The following is a 19,192-nucleotide window of genomic DNA, read 5'->3' as shown; positions in this document are numbered from 1 at the left end:
ACCGGATTCCCCATGAGCTGCACGGTGCAGCCCACCATCTGGAGTCGGCCCCCACAGCCGCCTCCCATCAGGCATCTTTTACAGATTCACCTGAGTACCCGCCTCCCAAGGGCGGTACCAGGGCTGCGGAAAAGACGCCGCAATTCGGGCACGCAGACGACGGCGCCCGAGGTCTTTATTCTATGATTTTGCACCGGTTAGAGCGATAACTGTTGCGCAACCATAAAGATTTGTGTCCCGGTGCATGTTCCAGGAAAAGGCCAGCCAGGCACGCACCACTGCACCGTGAGCCACCCGGGCCGCGGGTCCGGTCAGCTTCACCGACCATCGCCTGGTGTTTGGCACCACCGCGGGTTCTCCCCCACCGCTGTGATACTGCGACGGCACCCACCCCGCCTTGGGTGCATCAAGGTCCCGGATCACGATGGCACTCCAGGGAAACGACTCCTGGGAGCTGACCCGCAACGCCTTGGCCACTGCCTCTTTGACGGCAAACCGCTGCGCGATCTCCGGGAAAGCAGGGAGAGTCGGACAGTCGGCGGGGGCCGGATGCTCGGCTCTGCTTGATCGGGCCTCACCTGCCCTGGAGCGGAGCACTGCATCTGGGCGGAACACTGCACCGGGGTGGAACACTGAGTCTGGGCGGAGTGCTGCGTCGTCGTCCCATCCTGTGCTCGTCAGCTCACCGTGGCCCATGATCTTGCGCAGATACCGTTGTCCGTGGGCTTGCCATGCCTGCTCCACCGCTCGAACCGCTTGGATGTCACATCCGACCCCAAAAACCTCCGGTGGTTGAGGCAATTCCATCCGCTGGAAGCTGCTCACGGTGTGCGTTCAGGCTCGCGGGGAGATCAGGTCAATACCGATGGACCCGGTGGGCAGCAGCTCCAAACCGTAGGCTTCGGCCAAGCGTTCGCGCTGCATGGAACGCGTGTTCTCCCACAGCGCGGCGTTTTGCTCCGCCACGATTGTTTCCCGGGCCTGGGCATCCTTGAGACGTTCCCAGTGCTGCACCAAGTCCCCCGGTGAGTGCAAAACCAATGGCATGCCGATGTCGTCAAAAGCCCGAATCCCGCGCACCGCCATGGGACGTCCCAGACGAGCAGCTTCCAGAACGGTGATGGGAAATCCTTCCCAGCGAGCGGTGTGCACATAGAGATCGGCTTGCCCCAACCGAGCCAGCACCGTGGCGGGGTCCACCCAACCCGTGACCTCAATGTCCTGTGCCTCCAGCTGCTGCTGCAAGTGATCATCCCCGCCGCCCACCCACAGTGCGCGAACGCTGTGGTCAGCGCCGCGTAATCCAGCAACCACCTGGGCAAACCATTCCGGGTCCTTCTGCATGGTCAATCGCCCTGATCCAACAATCAACGGACCGGTGCTTTCGGACCAGTCAGTGATGGGCGCTTGAGTCACGGATTGCTGAGTTTCAGCGGCAACATTGGGCACATAGACGGCTTTGAGCTTGGCACCCCACTTGCGCACCTCTTGGTTCTCCGCCCGGGAGCAACCTGCCAGAACATCCGTGCGACGGCTCAGACTACGTTCCACCGCGCGGTAGGCTCGCCGTTGCGCAGCAGATTTGTCCTCACGGTCGAAAGCCCAGGCATGCGGGGTGTAGACACAGCGGATGGTGCCGTTTCCCATCAGCGCCGTTCTGGCCCACACTCCGGCGTAGCTGCTGTGCGCGTGAACCACATCCGGTTGAAGGGTCTGAATGGTGGACCGCACAAATTTGGTGGCTCCCATGTGACCGCCGTCGATCCGGTGAATGGAGGCGAACTCCTCCACCCATTCGGGCTCCAGGGTGTCCGCTTCAGGCCGCAGCCGACACACCAAGTGGTGCTCACACTCGGGCAGCGCGCGAACGTAATCTCGAACGGCCGCAGCAACACCACCGCCAAAGGCTTCCACCACGTGCAGCACACGTTTGCGGTAGCCCCGGCCCTGCTGTTGCCCCCGGTCGGTGGCATAAGCCGTGGATGCCATGTGATTCCCCCGTCGTGTTCCCCGCATGTTCTTTGCCCCAGATCAATGAACGTCCCCACGCTCACTGTCGGCCCAGGCTAGATGGCATCAGCCACAGTCCTGGTTGCCGGGCACTCCCCATTCGTGCCCGCTGTGCCAAAGTCTATGTATTCGCTACGGAACGACGTCCGCCGCACTGACCCCACTTGACCCCACAGCCCGCCGATTCGCGGATCCACGCCCGTGAGTCTCACCACATGCGCTGCAATCCCCGTCCAGTTCCCGCCAGTTCCCACCTGATTGTCGAGATCCCCGAAATACGCCCACCTCCCACCATGTAGGAGGTGATCTGGCAGCCAAATGGGGAGTCGGCGGGGGTGGCGGGCTAGGCGAGGGCTGCGCGGGCGGCCGTGCCGGAGTGGGCCGGGGTGGCGTGCGGGGCTGGCGCTAGGATGGCCAGAGTCGGCCCCCTGGCCGTTCAACTGTTTTGACCAACGACGACGCTCACCCACCCGAGTTCACCTTCTGCACCATCTGCTGCATCACCTCACACCTGACGCAGTGGAAACAGGCAGCGAATGAGACATCGGAGGACCGGTGGGCCCTCTCAGAAAAACCCCACGTCAAGGAGGACCACAAATGGCCGTATCCGCCGAGCAAACCGTCAACGCCCCCGTAGAGAAGGTTGTCCAGACCTTCCTGGATGAATCCTTCAACCGTCACGTGGCAGAGCGTGGGGGCGCCAAGCTCACCTCCTTTGAAGTCAGCGGTGACACCTCCGGGCCCTTCACCGTGACATCTGTGCGCACCATGGGTGCCGACAAACTGCCTGACATGGCCAAGAAGTTCATCAAGGATGGATTGAGCATCACCCAGGTGGACTCCTGGGACGCCCCGGAGGCGGATGGTTCCCGCAATATTCGTACCAAGGTCACGGTGGGCGGCATGCCCGCCAACGGTGAAGGTACGCAGCGGTTGCAGGCCAAAGGTGAGCAGACCTCGGTCTCCGTGGATCTGAGCCTCAACGTGAAGATTCCGCTGGTGGGCGGCAAGCTGGCGGCCACCGCGGAGCCCTACGTGGGCAAGGCGCTGTCCTTGCAGGCTCGTGAGGCTGACACCTGGATCGCCTCGCACTGACCTGGACTGGCTGCGGTTTTCCCGTCATATTCTCGGGCGGTGAGCAGTAACCGGAGTAACACCGGCCCTGTTCACCGCCCGTTGTCACATCCGGATGACGTGACAGGCGTACACTGACGCGGTCGTCATGCTCGCTCAGGAGGTCAGCCGCCGTGTCTCAGCAGACCGAAGCCGAATCCCACGTCAGTCGTGGATTCGGCGCCTTCATCCGCAAAGATCTGGTGGGCGGTTGCCTGCTGTTGATCGCCATGCTGGCCGCTTTGATCTTGGCCAACGGTCCGGCAGCTGATGTCTACTTCAGCGTCCGTGATTTTGAGGTCGGCACGGAGGCTGTGCCGGGGCTCATGCACACCGTGGGCGAATGGGCTGCGGATGGCCTGCTGGCAGTTTTCTTCTTCCTGGTGGGTTTGGAGCTCAAGGCAGAGTTCGTGGACGGAGAACTGCGTAACCCACGCAAAGCGGCGTTGCCCATTGTGGCTGCGTTTGCCGGTGTGGTGACTCCCGCCTTGATTTTTGTGGTGGTCAATCTGATCGACAACTCCGATCCCACCACCCTGCGCGGCTGGGCCATTCCCACCGCCACGGACATTGCCTTTGCGGTCTCCGTGCTTGCGGTGGTCGGCTCGGCCTTGCCCTTGGCCATGCGGACCTTCCTCCTGACGCTGGCCGTGGTGGATGACCTCATTGCCATCATCATCATCGCCGTGTTCTACAGCCACGGCATCAACGTGCTTTCGCTGGGTGCAGCACTGCTGGCGCTGGGACTCTACTGGGTGCTGACCCACCGGTTCAGCCACTTCTTCATTGAGAAATCCTGGGCAGCGTGGGTGATCTTGCTGCCTCTGGGCTTCATCACGTGGCTGCTGGTTTACAACGGTGGGGTGCATGCCACCATCGCCGGTGTGCTGCTGGGATTCGCCACCCCGGTCATGGCCATCAAGCCACGTCTGTTGACCCGTGAGGTTCCGGCCTACGGTCTGGCCCCTACGTTGGAGCACCGTCTCCGTCCGCTCTCCAATGTCCTGGCGGTCCCGATTTTCGCGTTTTTCTCCGCCGGCGTGGCCGTGGGCGGATGGAGTGGCTTCGCGGAATCTCTCACGGATCCGGTGGCCATCGGCATCATTCTGGGACTGATTTTTGGCAAGTCAATCGGCATCTTCTCCTCGGCCTGGTTGATGAACCGCTTCACCCCCGCCCGTAAGGACGCCGACTACGAATGGATTGACCTGTTCGGCCTTTCCATCGTTGCCGGTATCGGCTTCACGGTCTCCCTGCTGGTGGCTGATCTGTCCTTCGGCCTGGGCTCCCCGCATGACAATCACGCCAAGGTGGGGATTCTGTGCGGTTCCGGTGTGGCCGCTGTGATCGGTGGCGCGTTGCTGCTGGGCCGTAATGCCTACTACTCCAAGCTGCGTTCCCAGGGTGAGAGCGTGGACTCCTACGACAACCCGAGCTGAAAACGCCGTCAGCTTTGCAGGGCCTCCTGAACTTCACCGCGTTGGGAAATGCCCAGTTTGTCGAACAGCCGGTAGACGTGGCCTTCCACGGTGCGCCGTCCCAGCCCGAGTTCCTGAGCCACCTGTGCATTGGTCAAACCTTGGGCCACCAGTTCGGCCACTTCCTGTTCGCGCTCGGTCAGGGTGGAGCGCCGTCGTCCGCCGGTGGCCGTACGCCGCCGCATGGAGCGGCCCGTGGATTTGAAGGCCGCATCCGCAACTTGGGTCACCGTGCTGATCATGGACGACGACGCATACGGGCTCAGCAACACCAGCGCACGTTCCAGGGCGTCCCCGGCCAGGCCGTCAAACTCTGCGGCGTGGCATTGCAGGCCCACTGACACGAGTTCATCCACGTCCACCGTCATCACGGCTCGACAGATCCGGGCCACCATCTGCTGATAGAGGCCACTGGTGCCTTCGGACACTGCCATGAGCTTGCGGACAAAAGCGTCCTCCCCCGTCTGCATGACCTGCGCCAGGGCAAACTGGGCGGTCACCACTTCCCCTTCGGCCAGGGAGGAATCCACCACGGCAATCAGAGAACTGATGTCTGCCGCATTGCCCTGGGCCGTTTGGGTGACTGACTCGAAAAGAACGTGGGACCAGCGCAGCGGCAGCAGATCACCGTCAGACCACCCCCCGGATTCGGGCTCCTCCACCAGGCTGCGCTGGCTGCTCTCTCCGGTGGTGAGCAAGGTGATGAGATCCAGCGCGCTGCGGCACATGGCCAGAAGGAAAGGTGAAGTGTCATCGCGGGAGCAGGCCACGGCAGCCTGGAAGTAGGGCAGGGCTGGGGACACCGTGCCTTTCAACAGCAGGCTCATGCCGGAGGCCGCGTAATAGTGTCCGGCCAGCGCCAGGTACGGGCTGGAGTCCTCCGGCCCCCAGGTGTTGGGCAGTGCGCTCAACGGAGCCACGGCGTCTCCACTCAAGGCGGTGGCCCACAGACGGCCGATGCGGGCAACATCCGTGAACACGGAGAGCAGCCCCGGGTTGGCTTCCACCAGCAGCAGGGCACGCGACCACGCCTCAGATGCCGTGTCCAAATCAGCGGCTCGGGTCAGTGCCCGCCCCAAAGAAGCCAGGGACAGCATGGCGATTTCCGGGACGGGTGAATCCTGCAGCCCACGCCACCTGTCCAGGTGGAGCACCTGGGGTGGTCCGGACCAGTCCGACCACAGCTGAAACAGGGTCTCCAGCTCAGCAAAGAACGCGCGGTCGGCGGTGTCCAGCTCAGGCTGCTCCAAGCATCGCTGCGCCAGGGGCCGCCACCGCTGTTCCCATTGCTGGTCCGTGTAGACCAGCTCCCCGGTGCCGCGCAGCAGACCTTCGCAGGTCATCAGCACCCGCAACTGCCGCGGGGAGAGCTGGTCCACCGCAATGGCGGTGGCAATGGCTCCGGCTTCCAGGTGATGGCGCAGCTTGACCCGGGCCCGTAAACGTTCCATGTCGGCTGCCGCCTGCCACTGCGGCTCCAAAGGCCCTTCCACGGTGCGCAGCGCATAGTCCGCCCACAACCGGTCATTGGCTGAAGCCGCCAGGGCCACCAGATCAGCACCGTGCACCAGGGTTCCCGTGTTCACGCCCCACGCGGCGCGGGAGACCGGCGTCAAGCCCTTTTCCAGCACGGTGGAGTGCAGGGGACCAAGGCTTACGGCCAGTCCGGGTGGAAGGTGCTGGCGGACGGCTTCGGCAAAGTGTTCACAGCTGGGAATCAAAATCCACCGGTGGGCTTCGTAGCGGCTCTGCACCAGGCCGGACTCGATCAGAGCCTCCAACGCTTCTCCCAGTACACCGTTGATGGCCGGATTCATTTCAATCCGTTCGGCCAGGACCACCACGAACAACACTTGGCGTTGCGCCTCCGTGAGATCGGCCAGGTGGATGGCCACCACTTCACGCAGCTCATCCGAAACCCCTTCCACGGGGCCCACAAAATGCCACAGGCCGTCGTCGAAAAGCAGGAGACCGTCCTCCCGGGCGCGGTCCAGGTAGGAGACCACCAACCGTGGAATCCCTGCCGTGAGCATGGTGGCCCACTGGGCCGTCAGCAGCGGCACCGTGGCACCGAGTTCCTGCTCCATCAGTTCCGTGACCCCCGCGCCGTCCAGCACGGAGAGCGTGTGCGCCCGCAGCAACCCGCGCCTGAGCACCGGGAGCAGGTCACCGACCGCATGCGATGCCGAGGCCGTGGAGGCCACCAGAACCACTTTGATCAAGCCCGCGCTGAGCAAGCTGGCCACCAACCGCTGAGCGGCAGACGGCATCTTGTGCAGGTCTTGGACCACCAGCAACGGCACCGGTCCAGCGGTGCGGCGCAGCCGTCGGCACACCCGCGCCAACAGATCAAAAGCCCCCGCCGAATCATTCAGCGGTGGTTGCTCCACCCCCAAATCCTGCGCCAGAGCAGCGACGACGAACGCCATCCCACCCAGCTGTGATTCTTCCGCCGCCGCGGTGTTGTGTTCGGCGCGCAGGATGGCCACATTTTCCACAAAGTGCGCCAGGACGGCCCTGGAGACGGTTGAGGTTCCAGACCCGAACACTCCGTGGATCACCACCCCGCGACACTCCGTGTCCTGCAGATCTGAGACCGCCGCCTCCACGGTGGCGGCACGGTCACTGACCAGATGTTCGGGCTCCAACCATGCACGGTCAACGCGGCCGCGGGCCATGTAGTTCTGGTTCATCCCTGCGTCCCCTTCCACAGGTCCACCAGCTCGGTCCGGCGGGAGATGTTCAACTTGCGCAACACCTGCCGCATGTGCCCCTCCACCGTCCGGCGGGACAGCCCCACTTCCTCCGCTATGGACTGGTTGCTCAACCCGGCTGCGGCCAGGTCCGCTATTTCTCGCTCTCTGCCCGTCAACACGGCAGCCATGCTCACGGCCCGGGAATCCATCTCCCCGGTACCCGCCTCAACCACTTCGTCATCGGGGAACGGCAGCACAGGCCCGGCGGAGGCCGTTTGACCGCGCTGGGCGATGATGCGTTCCAGGTAGCCTGCAAGGCTGAGGTCACCCATGCCTGCGGCACAGCGCAGGGCTGCCCGCAGATCTGTGATCTTTTGATGTTCCAAGGCTTGGGCCAATTGTTGCAAGCTCTGCGCCCACGCACCCTGACAGCGGGCCGCTGTGATCCCCAATTCCCGGACGGCAAACTCGGAGCCCGCGCGCGCCAAGGCTTGGAGGAACAGCAAGGAGAGGCCGTCGCAACCGCGCTGTGCTGTGTCATCCGCCCAAGAGCGCCACCGCTGCACGCCACCGGCCACATCCCCCAGCAGGAACTCCGTGAGACCGCGGAAATACTCGCCGGCTGCCCTGTAGAGATAGGGCTCCTGGGCAAGCTGCACCGGCCGGGACTCCAGAAGCTGACGGGCCTCCTCTGTGCGGCCAACCCAGGCGTAGGCGGCAGCGCTCAGGCTGATCACCAGCTGCGGCACGGGGAAAGCATGGCCTCCATCGGTGGCCTGCAGGGCCAGCTGCAGATAGTCCACCGCTTGATGGGGGCGCCCGGTGAGCAACAGCAGAGATCCCCGCAACACGTTGTGCTGCACCCACCCCGGGGTGTCCGGCAGTCCGCTCTCCTGGCGCTGCACCTGATCCAGCAGCTCACCCCATTGCCCGGCAAAAATACCGGCGATCATGGCGGCGTCCTGGGTGTGTTGCTGGGCCAGCCGCGCATTGCGGGCCGCCAGATCAACTCGAACAGCGCGGGCCAGGATGGCTTGGCCATCCACCGGTCGTCCGCAGATGGCACCGGCCTTGGCGCTGAGACCCACCATCAGGGCACGGGTGGTCCGCTCCACTGTGCGCGCGGCCGATGCCCGGGCAATCGAGTCCAGCAAAGTCTTGTAATCACCGCGGAAGTTTTCCAAGATCCAATGCGCGGACAGCGCAGCTTCCTCCACGGCGGTGTTCTGGGTCAGATTCTTGGAGTCCTGCATCCGCAAAACCCGGTGGTGACCCTTGGCAATGCTGAGCAGGGATTCAAACTCCCCGGCCTTGCGCCGCTGCTGGGTACTCATGGCGGCCAGCACGTACAGCGCCTCCACCTCACGAGCCTCCAGGGGGTGCTCCGGGCGCGGAGGCGTCTTCAAGAGGGGTTCCGCCAGCTCAGCGGCGGCATCTATCTGCCCCAGGCTGGCCAAAGCCAAGGTGTGTAAACCGTGCAGGTGGGCGGCCTGACGCTCATCCTGAACGTACGCTCCCTCATCGAGCGCGCAGATCAATCGTTGAACTGTCACGTAGTCGGCATTCTGTGCTGCCAGTTCAGCCAGGTGAGTCCCCCGTTGTGAGTCCACCGGCAGACCCAACGAGTGCCGCCACAACAACAGATCAGCGCTGGCCCCTGGCCCCACCCTGGGGTCAAAACGATACGGAGCCAGGAGGTCGTAGAGCTCACGGTCCCGTTGGGGTGAGGTCAACTCCGTGATCAGCGTGGCAATCCAGGAATTGGTCATCACCACGCCACGGGAAACACCCCGCCCGCGCAAACTCAGAACACCGTTTTCCATCAGGGCATCCAAATTCTCGGCCCCGAACAAACCCACCACAATGGAAGCTGGAAACTCCCGCAAGCGCGCCAGCACTTGCAGAATGCTCAGTTGCTCCGTGGCAAGGTCCGTGGTCTGTAGCACTGCCTCCAGCAGAGCTCTGCGCTGCTCGGTCTTGTCCTGCGCGTCAGCCCCCGCCCGGGATTCCTGGGCCACATCCTCCAGTGCCACGGCGGCATGGCCCACCACTGCTTCCGAGACTCGTAAAACATTGGCGGTTTCAGCCAGCTCCGGCTCACGTCCCAGCACGGCCCGCGCCAGTTCCGTGACATCTCCCATGCTCAGATCTGGAATCCGATGATCTGGCAGAAGTCCATCGCGCCACAGCTGACTGATGGCACGGCCTGTGAGACGTACGGAGGTGGTCGCGGCCAGAATCGAAATCTCCTGATTGCGGGTCAGCTCGGCCAAGACCTGCCGGGAGAACTCCGGCACCAGGTGGACGTCATCCAGGACCACCAACAGGGGACGGTCGGTTTCCAAGGCCAGCAACCAAGCGCGGGCACGGTGATAAGCACCCAACACGCTGCCGTCACCTGACATCGCTGCGGCCAAGGCACCCGGCTGTACGTGCTCCCGGTCCCCCACGGGATGGTCCCACCACCTGATGATTTCCACCGTGGAGTCCAGGGCTGCACTGATTTCAGCCAACAGAACGGTCTTGCCCATGCCTTGGCTGCCGGTCAGCAGCATGTTGGGCCCGTAGGTGTCCCACTCCCACGGGGCCACGAGCCGCTGCACAAAGGCGGCACGGCTTGGCAGCTTGGCTGGCAACCTGGCCACGTCAGGAGTCATCCGCGCTCCGCTTGGAGCAGTGCGGCCTCCGTGGCCACCCAAGCCAGCGCCGCGCACTTGACCCGTGCCACAAATTTGGAGACCCCTACAAAAGCCACGCCGTCACCCAGCAGTTCCTCATCTGGTTCCACAGCTCCACGCGAACGCAGCATGTCCCGGAAAGCGGCGATCTGGGTGCGCAGTTCGGTGGTGTCCGTACCAGGTGCCATCTCTGCCAAGACTGATGCCGCCGCCATGGAGATGGAGCATCCATCGCCTTCCCAGGTCAGGGAGGTCACTGTGTCCCCGTCCAGTCCAACCCGCACCAGAATCTCGTCCCCGCAGGTCGGGTTGAATTCATGGTGGGTTCCCGCCGCGGTTTCACCGTCTGCCGGGGTGGCGTCCGGGGCAGCCAGGCCCTCCCCCACGCGCCGTTTGGAGTGATCCAGGATCACGTCCTGATACATCTGATCCAGTGCGCTCATTGCCGCAAGGACTCCTTTTGTTTCGGTGGGCCGTCAGTCATCCACGCGGAAGTACGCACGCACCCCGGCCAGTTCATGTAAGAAGCGGTCCACGTCGTCGGTGGTGTTGTAGAGGTAGGTGCTCGCCCGGGTGGTTGCCGTGGCACCCAGACGCCGGTGCAAAGGTTGCGCGCAGTGGTGACCCACACGCACGGCCACCCCCGCCACGTCCAGGAGCTGGCCGACGTCGTGAGCGTGCACTCCCTCAACCACCACGGAGGCCAGGCCAACCCGCTCCGCACCCGGTGCGGGACCGATCAGGCGGATGCCTGGCAATTCGGCAACACCTTGAGCCAATCGCTGTCCCAGCTGTGACTCCCACGCAGCCACATTGGCCATCCCCACGCTGTCCAGATAGTTACAGGCTGCGGCCAGGGCCACCGCTTGCGAAATCCGCTGTGTACCAGCTTCAAAGTGGGTGGGTGCCGGCAGATATTCGCTGCGTTCCATGGTCACGGAGGTGATCATGGAACCACCCGTCAGGAAGGTTGGCAGGACATCCAGCAGCTCGGCCCGACCGTACAGAGCACCGATGCCCGTGGGGCCCAGCATCTTGTGCCCGGAGAAGGCGGCAAAATCTACGCCCAGTTCGTGGAAATCCACCGGCAGGTGCGGCACGGACTGGCAAGCGTCCAAAACAGTGAAGGCCCCCACCGAGCGCGCGGCGGCCACCAGCCGTTCGACGTCGTTGACAGCCCCCGTCACGTTGGACACGTGCGTGAAGGCCAGGACTCGGGTGCGGTCCGTGATGACCTCATCCACCGCAGCAAGATCCAACAGGCCGCGATCATCCACCGGAATCCACCGCAGGGTGGCTCCCGTTCTGGCGCACAGTTCCTGCCAGGGCACCAAATTGGCGTGGTGCTCGGACTCGGTCACCACAATTTCATCCCCGGCGGCCAGCTTGAACTGTTCAGAGCCGGGCCCCGCACCATTGCTTCCGGCAGTGGCGTTGGAGAAAGCGTAGGTCACCAGATTGATGGCCTCCGTGGCATTGGAGGTCCACACGATTTCGCGGGGATCGGCACCCACAAAAGCTGCCACCGTGGCCCGGGCCTGTTCAAAGGCATCCGTGGACTCCACGGCCAGGGTGTGCGCGCCGCGGTGCACTGCTGAGTAGGACGTGCTCAGAAACTCGCGCTCAGCTTCCAGCACCGATTCGGGGCGCTGGGAGGTGGCTCCGGAATCCAAATAGACCAGCGGCTGGTCCATGACCGTGCGCTGCAAAATGGGAAAATCCTTGGCCAGCTCACGGGCTCGGGCATTGTCAATCGGCTGATTGGAGTCCAATGGACTGGCTGATGAGCCGGTGGACACGGCAACCTCCTGGGTGACATGGGGCACCGCGCTGGGTGCGCGTGCCACGGGGAGAGGGGTTCAGGTTTCTGCCTTCACCGTATCCATCCCCGGCGCCTCCACGTTAGACCACCTCAACACTTCGGTAACGTTTTCCCCCACATAATTGACGACGCCGCCCCTACCGTGTCCGTTTGGCTCACCGGCCGTGGACCGCATTTTGGGCCGCCGTCAGGCCGTCGTCGATGATTCGCTCCACGGCGTCCGCCGCGCGGTCCAGCAGCAGGGGAAGTTCTGCCCGCTCGGCTGCAGCGAAAGGTCTGAGCACAAAATCCGCCGTGTCCATTCGACCCGGCGGGCGGCCAACGCCCACGCGCACCCGGGTGTAGTCCTTGCTGCCGCAGGCTTTGGTGATGTCTCGCAGCCCGTTGTGGCCGCCTTCTCCGCCACCCCGTTTGAGCTTGATGGCGTCAAAATCAATGTCCACTTCATCGTGGACCACAATCAGGTCGTCCAGGTCAGCGCCAAAGAACTTCATCACGTTGGCCACCGGCCCACCGGAGAGGTTCATGTAGCTCATGGGTTTGACCAAGACCAGTGCGGGGCCTCCCGGGCGGAGCCGCGTTTGAACCAGCTGCGCGCGGGTCGGCTTGTGCACGGTGAACTTTTCCCCCACCCGGTGGGCCAGTTCCTCCAGCACCATCTGGCCCACGTTGTGCCGCGTGCGCTCGTACTGCGGCCCCGGATTACCCAGTCCCACCACAATCCAACGATCAGTCATGCCACCATTTTCTCGGTTCTGCCCGTTTCTCAGGGCTGTGGACATCGGGTCATGGGGCTTGCACCCCGTGACTGCTCACTACCGGTCTGTCAGTTCCTTGGAAAGTCCCTGTCAGTTCCGTGGAAACCTGTGCAGGGAACCTGCCAAGACAGAGGTTTCATGAAAACGGCGGCACCCAAGGATCACCCTGGATGCCGCCGTCACACGGGGAGGATCACTCGTCCTCGGAGGACTCCTCGGAAGCCTCAGCGGCTTCGCCCTCTTCACCCTCAGTCTCTTCGCCTTCGGTCTCGGGCTCCTCGCCCAAGTCCTGCTCCACGGGCTCGGCCACGTTGACCACCAGAGTTTCGGCGTCAGTGATCAGCTCCACACCGGCGGGCAGTGCAATGTCGGAGGCGTACACGTGGTCGTTGGGCTCGCGGCCCTCCACGGAAACCTCCAACTGCTCGGGGACCTTCAGCGCATCAACCAAAATCGTGACGGAGGCTTCCTCCTGGTTGTACATGGCAGTCGGGGCAACTTCACCCTGCACCAGCAGCGGCACGTCCACCTCAACCTTTTCGCCGCGCTTGACGGTCAAAAGGTCAATGTGGAGGATTTCCGGACGGATCGGGTGACGCTGGATGTCTTTGAGCATGCACAGGTGCTCACCGTCTGCCAGGACCTCAATCACGGCGTTGGAGTTACGCGCCACCAGCATCATGTCGTGACCCGGAAGGGACACGTGGATGGGATCGTGACCGTGGCCGTAGATCACGGCCGGAATCTGGTTATTGGCGCGGATGCGGCGGGCGTAGCCCTTGCCAAAGTCGGTGCGAACTTCACCGGGAATACGGATGACGTCAACCATGCTGGTTCGACTCCTTGTTCTACTCAGTGCTGATGTGCTGGGCGCTCACCGTGGTGAGCGTTTCTTCAACGAATGTTGCGCCGGCCCAAGGCGACCGGCCCACCACCACTCGATGTGCAGCGCCCGTCGGACTCCCATCACCTTGGCCTCCCGCGCTACGGCGCAGGGTTACAGCCAGGTTTTTGGGACCGGGTTTGGGCAATCAACCTCAAGTTGGTCAGAACCAGCCTCGTCGATCACGGGAGGTTGTGCATGAGCAACAACGTCCCCTCGCCTCGGCAACCGCAATACCCTACCATGCCCACCGCTCATGACCGCTGACCTGCTGTGATTGTCGCCACTCGGCCCACATTTCCATGATTTGGACACATCTGGGGACGCCCATCGTCCTTCTGAACTCCTAGGATGGAGGAGTCAAAGGGCATCGAAATGCACAGGCGTGCATGCACATCAGGGCTGCACCGCTGAGGATGGGGATCTTCTGACTGCGCTTTCGCAAGTTCTTTGACACGGGGATGAAGTACACAACGCCGTTGGGAATTCCCACGCGTCAACCGTGAGGCACTGCACCGTCTGGTGAACACCGGTCCCGTCCGGGTCCGCCGGGGGCACCCGTCCGGCATTCCACGGGGCTGAATGAGGAATGTCTGGTGCGGTGCGGATGACGCGCAGGGGCGGTCGTCGTCGTACATCCATTCACACCGTGCCTGTCGGCACGGGTGTCTGGCATTACCGGACGCCCTTTTGTGGGGGCAAGTTTTTGTATTTGGGCTTCTTGAGGGGGAGGAAGACAACGATGGCCAGTATCACCGACGCTTCGGTGGACGGCATGAATCCGGAACGCCGCCACCGCACCAACGGCAACGCTCAGGGCGGCACCCGCGGGCCGGCACCGGCCCAGCTGCCGCCCACGGGGGACGGCTCGCCAGCACAACCCAGCACGGGTCCGGTCACGGTCGTAGCACCTCCCAGCACACGGGGGTTGACCGGCTCCGCTGGTTCCACCGCAGCCTCCGGCGCCTTCAGCACGGAAGCCATTGCAGGTGGCACCCCAACCCCGCCGCCGGTCAATCCCACTCCGCGCGATGACTGGCGTACTCGCTATGTCTGGTCCATGCGAATCGCCGATGCCGTGGCCATCGTCCTGACCTTGCTGCTGGCCCAGCTGGGTCGGTTCGGTGCCGACGGTGTCCGCGGTGGCAGTGATCTGGCCTGGGGCGGAGTCAACATCAGTTACTGGTTTGTGGGAATAGTCCTTGGCATCTTGTGGTGGAGCTGGCTGGAGCTGCGTGGCACCCGGGCCATTCGCCTGATCGGCTACGGGATGGAGGAATCACGGGAAGTTTCCTCAGCTGTTCTGATCTTCTTCAGCGCGGTTGCCATCTTCTCCTTCGCCCTCTCCCTGCCCTTTGCCCGCGGCTATGTGCTGATCGCGCTGCCCACTGGGTTGGTATTGCTGATCCTCGGCCGGTGGTGCCTGCGCACCTACTTGCTGCGCGGTCGGCGTCGTAATCGCTCCGGAATGTCGCGGACCATGGTGGTGGGCCGCCAACGCGGTGCGCTGGAGACCGTCCAGTCACTTCAGGAACACGTGGAGGCCGGGCTGGCACCCGTGGTGGCTTACTACCCCGCAGGTAAACAGCCCGTCCCCGCCACCTTGCACAGCGTGGACGTACGCAACGCCCTGCCCCAAGGTGACCGCCCCACCGTGGCGGGCATTTTGGAAGCAGCGCACCGCAACCGCGTCCAAGCGCTGGTCTTGACCAACAACTCCCCGTTGAGTTCAGCGGAAATTCGGCATTTGAGTTGGTACCTGGCTGATGCACGTATCCGTCTGATCCTCAATACCGGTCTCACGGACATTGCCGGGCCTCGCATTCACACCCAGCAGTTGGCCGGGCTGCCGTTGATCCATGTTTCCACCCCGCGGATGTCCTGGTCCCGGCGCCTGCTCAAACGCGGCATGGACGTGGTTGGATCCCTGTTTGCACTGGCCATTCTGTCCCCGGTCATGCTGGTGGTCGGCGCCATGGTCAAGGCGCATGACTCGGGACCGGTGTTCTTTGGCCAGGAGCGCGTTGGCTTGGACGGCAGCAGATTCAAAATGCTGAAGTTCCGTTCCATGTACACGGACGCCGAGGAACGTAAAGCGGCTCTTCTGGCCGCCAACGAATCCCAAGGGGACGTGCTCTTCAAAATGAAGGATGACCCCCGCGTGACCAAACCCGGCAAAGTGCTGCGCCGCTACAGCCTGGATGAACTGCCGCAGTTCGTGAATGTGCTCAAGGGCGAAATGTCCCTGGTGGGGCCCAGGCCACCGCTGGAATCAGAGGTGGACAAGTACGAGGACTACGTGCACCGTCGCCTACGCGTCAAGCCCGGTATCACCGGGCTGTGGCAGGTTTCCGGCCGTTCCGATCTTGATTGGGACCAGTCCGTCCGTTTGGATCTCTACTACGTGGAGAACTGGTCCGTACTGGAGGACACGTTGATTCTGCTGCGCACCGTCAAAGCTGTGTTCGCCCATGACGGCGCCTACTGACCTGCACATTCGGTCTTCATAACAAAACGATCACGGTATACTCACTTCGGTTCGGCCTACGCTTCCCCTCCCCCCAGGGCCGGATGACACCCCCCCGAAGATAGGTATGAGCGTGATCCTGTCCCCCCAAAGCTCGCGCCGCTCACGCACCGCGGGCGCAGCAACTCTGTCCCTCACCACGGCGGTTTCCTTGGTCTTGACCGGCCTGATCTCCGCCACCCCCAGTTGGTCCACAGAAAACACCACTCCATCGGTCCTGGGCGAAACCACCACCGCCGAAGGCACCCCCCAGGGTGAACTCAGCTTGACCGACGGCGACGTGATTTCCTACGACGCCGACGCCGTGGCCTCCTACGATGCCCCCGAGTTACCGGATCAAGCACCCACCACCGGCGATGACACTCCGGGAGCCACCATGGGTATGTATCAAAAGAGCCTGGAGGCGGCAGGGCACCTCTCCCCCGAATCCGCCCGCTCCATGGTTGAAATCGCCGAAGCCTCCGGACAAGAGGTCACCGCTGCCGGTGTGGACGTCACTGACTCCGCAACACCTGCAGAACCGGGCGTTCCAGCCGAAGGTGCCGATCCGACGTCGTCGGAACCTGCCCCCAGTGCCATGGGGCCGGCAGGTGCCATGTCCCTGGTCCAAGTGAACGGCGCGTGGCAGCCTGCGGGCATCCAAGGCATGGATGTCTCCGGGTGGCAGCCCTCCGTGAACTGGAGCCGCGAATACTCCATGGGCGCCCGGTTTGCCTACGTCAAGGCCACCGAAGGCACCACCTACCGGTCCCCCACCTTCAACAGCCAGTACATCGGCTCCCATCAAGTGGGCATGATCCGCGGGGCGTACCACTTTGCCATCCCCACCCGCGGCTCTTCCGGGGCGGCACAAGCCGACTACTTTGTGAACAACGGCGGCGGCTGGTCTGCCGACGGGCGGACGCTACCCGGCCTGTTGGACATTGAGTACAACCCGTATCCCGCCTACGGAAACATTTGCTACAACCTCAGCCAAGCCGAAATGCGCAGCTGGATCAAGAGCTTCTCCGACCGCTACAAACAGCGCACCGGCCGCGTCCCTGCCATTTACACCACCACTGACTGGTGGATCCAGTGCACCGGTAACACCAACATGTTCAACGATCACCCGTTGCACATTGCCCGCTGGACCACCTCCCCCGGCCAGATGCCCAACGGCTGGTCCACCTACGACATCTGGCAGTACTCAGAGACCGGCCCGTTCTCCGGTGACTCCAACGTGTACGGCGGTTCCTGGGCTCAGCTGCAAGATTTGGCTCGAAACGCCAACCACAAACCCCTGGGCGGCAAGTCCCCGGCCGTAGCAGCCGGCCCGTTCCGGGATGTGGCAGCCACCAACCAGTTCGCCCGGGAGATCACCTGGGTCCGGGACAGGCGCTACCTCAATGGTTGGCCGGATGGCACCTTCCGCCCCAACCAGCAGATTGACCGTGACGCCATGGCCGCTGTGGCCTACCGGATGTCCGGCTCCCCAGCTTTCACCCCTCCTGCGCGATCCCCCTACTCGGACATCACACCGAGCCACCCTTTCTACAAGGAGATCACCTGGGCTCGCGCTCGCGGGATCATGACCGGCTGGGCAGATGGCACGTTCAAGCCAAACAACAAGGTGGCTCGTGATGCCACGGCAGCCATCTTCTATCGTATGGCGGGGTATCCCGCTTACACGCCTCCGGCGTCGTCGCGGTTCACGGACATTCGGCCCGGCCAGCAGTTCTACAAGGAGGTCCACTGGATGCAAGCCAATGGGATCACCACAGGTTGGCCAGACCACACCTTCCGACCGTTGAACTCCACCAACCGGGATGCCATGGCAGCGTTCATCCACCGCTACGCCAACTAACCCTGCTCCCCCTCCCCCAACTCCGCCGAAAACATGCTTTGGTCGAAAAATAGCCCCAAAAATTAGGTCAAGCATGTTTTCGGCGGAGTTGGGCTCTGCCCTGGACGCATTTGCGGCCTTCCCCTCCCGGGCTGATCAATACATCAGTTCTCGAAAGGACCCATGCTCCATGCGTAAAACCCAACGTTTCTTGGCGGGGGCGGCACTGGTCGCTGCCGTCAGCACTACCCTTCCCCTGGCTATCAGCGCACCTGCCCATGCCGCGCAGCAGGACATAGTCAACGCATCTCAAGCGACTCTGGACGGACACCGCCAAACCATCCTCCAGGAGATCAACAAGTACCGTGCTTCCCGTGGTTTGGCCCCGGTCAAGTACTCCCCCACGTTGACCGGCATTTCCCAGGATGAATCCAACCGGGTGGTCAGGGACGAAAACTTCAACCACTCCAATAACTTCCTACGTGACTCTCGCTTCAACGGAGCCACCACCAAACGGGAAATTACCGCGCTGGAGTACAGCGTGAACCCGGTAGCACTGGTCAACTGGTGGAAAAATTCGCCTTCGCACAATGCTGTTCTCCTGGACCCACGAGTGACCGTGGTGGGCATTGGGGTGACCCTGGCGGATGGCAGTTTGACCCGCACTGGGCAACCCTGGCGAATTGTGTCTGTGGTGAACGGAGGTGGCTACGCCAATGGCGGTCAGCCTGCCGACACCCGCAACTCCGTCACCGGTTCCAGCACCACAACAACCACGCAGCAGAGCACCAACACCACTACCGTTCGGCCCCAGGCGGTTCCCGGTCCATTCGCAGACGTGGCGGGTAATCAGCAACATGCCGCAGCGATCTCATGGGTCAAAACCCGCGGAGTGCTGACTGGCTGGCCGGATGGCACCTTCCGTCCGCATCAAGCCATCGACCGAGATGCCATGGCTGCAGTGGCCTACCGGATGGCCGGGTCACCGAGGTACACGCCCCCGGCCCAATCCCCGTACACAGATGTTTCCCCGCAGCATCCGTTCTACAAGGAGATCACCTGGGCCAACTCCCGGGGGTTGCTCACCGGCTGGCCGGATGGCAGCTTCCGGCCCAACTCTGACATCACCCGAGACGCCACCGCCGCCTTGTTCCACCGGATGGCGGGGTCCCCGGCGTCGGGTGCGTCGTCGTCGTTTGTGGATGTGCGCGCAGGTCAGCCGCATTCTGAAGCCATCGCGTGGATGGCGTCCACCGGTGTGGCGCAGGGGTGGTCAGACGGGACCTACCGCCCAACAGCCAGCACCAACCGGGATGCCATGGCAGCGTTCATCTACCGCTACGCCAACTAACCCTCCCCTCCCCCCAACTCCGCCGAAAACATGCTTTGTCTGAAAAATAGCCCC

Annotated in this window: 13 protein-coding genes; 5 read left to right on the top strand and 8 right to left on the bottom strand. The window is 63.2% G+C overall.

Translation table 11 applies throughout. The features are described 5' to 3' along the window. Positions 1-180 precede the first annotated feature (180 nt). Together Q4G32_RS09980 and Q4G32_RS09975 are read right to left on the bottom strand one after the other, a co-directional pair. Entirely contained in the window at positions 181-825 is a 645-nt protein-coding gene (locus Q4G32_RS09980; RefSeq protein ID WP_303351098.1) for a 4'-phosphopantetheinyl transferase superfamily protein, read from the bottom strand. Positions 826-834: 9 nt separating this feature from the next. After that, a complete protein-coding gene (locus Q4G32_RS09975; protein ID WP_303351097.1) occupies positions 835-1,989 on the bottom strand; it encodes a glycosyltransferase in 1,155 nt (384 codons plus the stop codon). Positions 1,990-2,607: 618 nt separating this feature from the next. On the opposite strand from Q4G32_RS09975, the gene Q4G32_RS09970 reads away from it, so the two are divergent. Next, positions 2,608-3,105, top strand: a complete 498-nt coding sequence (locus tag Q4G32_RS09970) for a DUF2505 domain-containing protein (protein WP_303351095.1) — start codon at positions 2,608-2,610, stop codon at positions 3,103-3,105. A 152-nt stretch (positions 3,106-3,257) separates the two neighbouring features. Beyond that, entirely contained in the window at positions 3,258-4,562 is a 1,305-nt protein-coding gene (gene nhaA / locus Q4G32_RS09965; RefSeq protein WP_303351093.1) for a Na+/H+ antiporter NhaA, read from the top strand. 8 nt (positions 4,563-4,570) lie between these two features. Here the strand turns inward: nhaA and Q4G32_RS09960 are convergent, their stop codons facing one another. The 6 genes from Q4G32_RS09960 to Q4G32_RS09935 all read right to left on the bottom strand — a co-directional run bounded on the left by Q4G32_RS09960 (position 4,571) and on the right by Q4G32_RS09935 (position 13,384). Next, positions 4,571-7,294: a LuxR C-terminal-related transcriptional regulator gene (locus Q4G32_RS09960; protein ID WP_303351091.1), complete on the bottom strand. Its 2,724-nt coding sequence runs from the start codon at positions 7,292-7,294 to the stop codon at positions 4,571-4,573. Then, complete coding sequence (locus Q4G32_RS09955) at positions 7,291-9,954, bottom strand: helix-turn-helix transcriptional regulator (protein ID WP_303351088.1); 2,664 nt, start codon at positions 9,952-9,954, stop codon at positions 7,291-7,293. The genes Q4G32_RS09960 and Q4G32_RS09955 overlap by 4 nt, the downstream gene beginning before the upstream one ends. Further along, entirely contained in the window at positions 9,951-10,418 is a 468-nt protein-coding gene (gene sufU, locus Q4G32_RS09950; protein WP_303351087.1) for a Fe-S cluster assembly sulfur transfer protein SufU, read from the bottom strand. Before sufU ends, Q4G32_RS09955 begins: the two co-directional genes overlap by 4 nt. Before the next feature lie 33 nt (positions 10,419-10,451). Beyond that, positions 10,452-11,774 carry a SufS family cysteine desulfurase gene (locus Q4G32_RS09945; protein ID WP_303351086.1) on the bottom strand — a complete coding sequence of 441 codons (1,323 nt, stop codon included), beginning with the start codon at positions 11,772-11,774 and terminating at the stop codon, positions 10,452-10,454. A 178-nt stretch (positions 11,775-11,952) separates the two neighbouring features. Next, complete coding sequence (gene pth / locus Q4G32_RS09940) at positions 11,953-12,534, bottom strand: aminoacyl-tRNA hydrolase (RefSeq protein WP_303351085.1); 582 nt, start codon at positions 12,532-12,534, stop codon at positions 11,953-11,955. A 214-nt stretch (positions 12,535-12,748) separates the two neighbouring features. Beyond that, a complete protein-coding gene (locus Q4G32_RS09935; RefSeq protein ID WP_303351084.1) occupies positions 12,749-13,384 on the bottom strand; it encodes a 50S ribosomal protein L25/general stress protein Ctc in 636 nt (211 codons plus the stop codon). A 796-nt stretch (positions 13,385-14,180) separates the two neighbouring features. Here Q4G32_RS09935 and Q4G32_RS09930 point away from each other — a divergent pair. The 3 genes from Q4G32_RS09930 (at position 14,181) to Q4G32_RS09920 (ending at position 19,138) form a co-directional block, all read left to right on the top strand. After that, positions 14,181-15,926 (top strand): sugar transferase, encoded by a 1,746-nt coding sequence (locus Q4G32_RS09930; RefSeq protein ID WP_303351083.1) that lies wholly within the window; start codon positions 14,181-14,183, stop codon positions 15,924-15,926. A gap of 106 nt (positions 15,927-16,032) precedes the next feature. After that, positions 16,033-17,808, top strand: a complete 1,776-nt coding sequence (locus Q4G32_RS09925; protein ID WP_303351082.1) for a GH25 family lysozyme — start codon at positions 16,033-16,035, stop codon at positions 17,806-17,808. A 169-nt stretch (positions 17,809-17,977) separates the two neighbouring features. Further along, on the top strand, positions 17,978-19,138 hold the full coding sequence (locus Q4G32_RS09920; protein WP_303351081.1) for an S-layer homology domain-containing protein: 1,161 nt from the start codon (positions 17,978-17,980) through the stop codon (positions 19,136-19,138). The last annotated feature ends 54 nt before the right edge of the window (positions 19,139-19,192 follow it).

Source organism: Kocuria sp. (assembly GCF_030538595.1).
GTDB lineage: Bacteria > Actinomycetota > Actinomycetes > Actinomycetales > Micrococcaceae > Kocuria.
The sequence above is the reverse complement of the archived record's forward strand: the minus strand, read 5'-3'. Positions and strand labels throughout refer to the sequence as shown.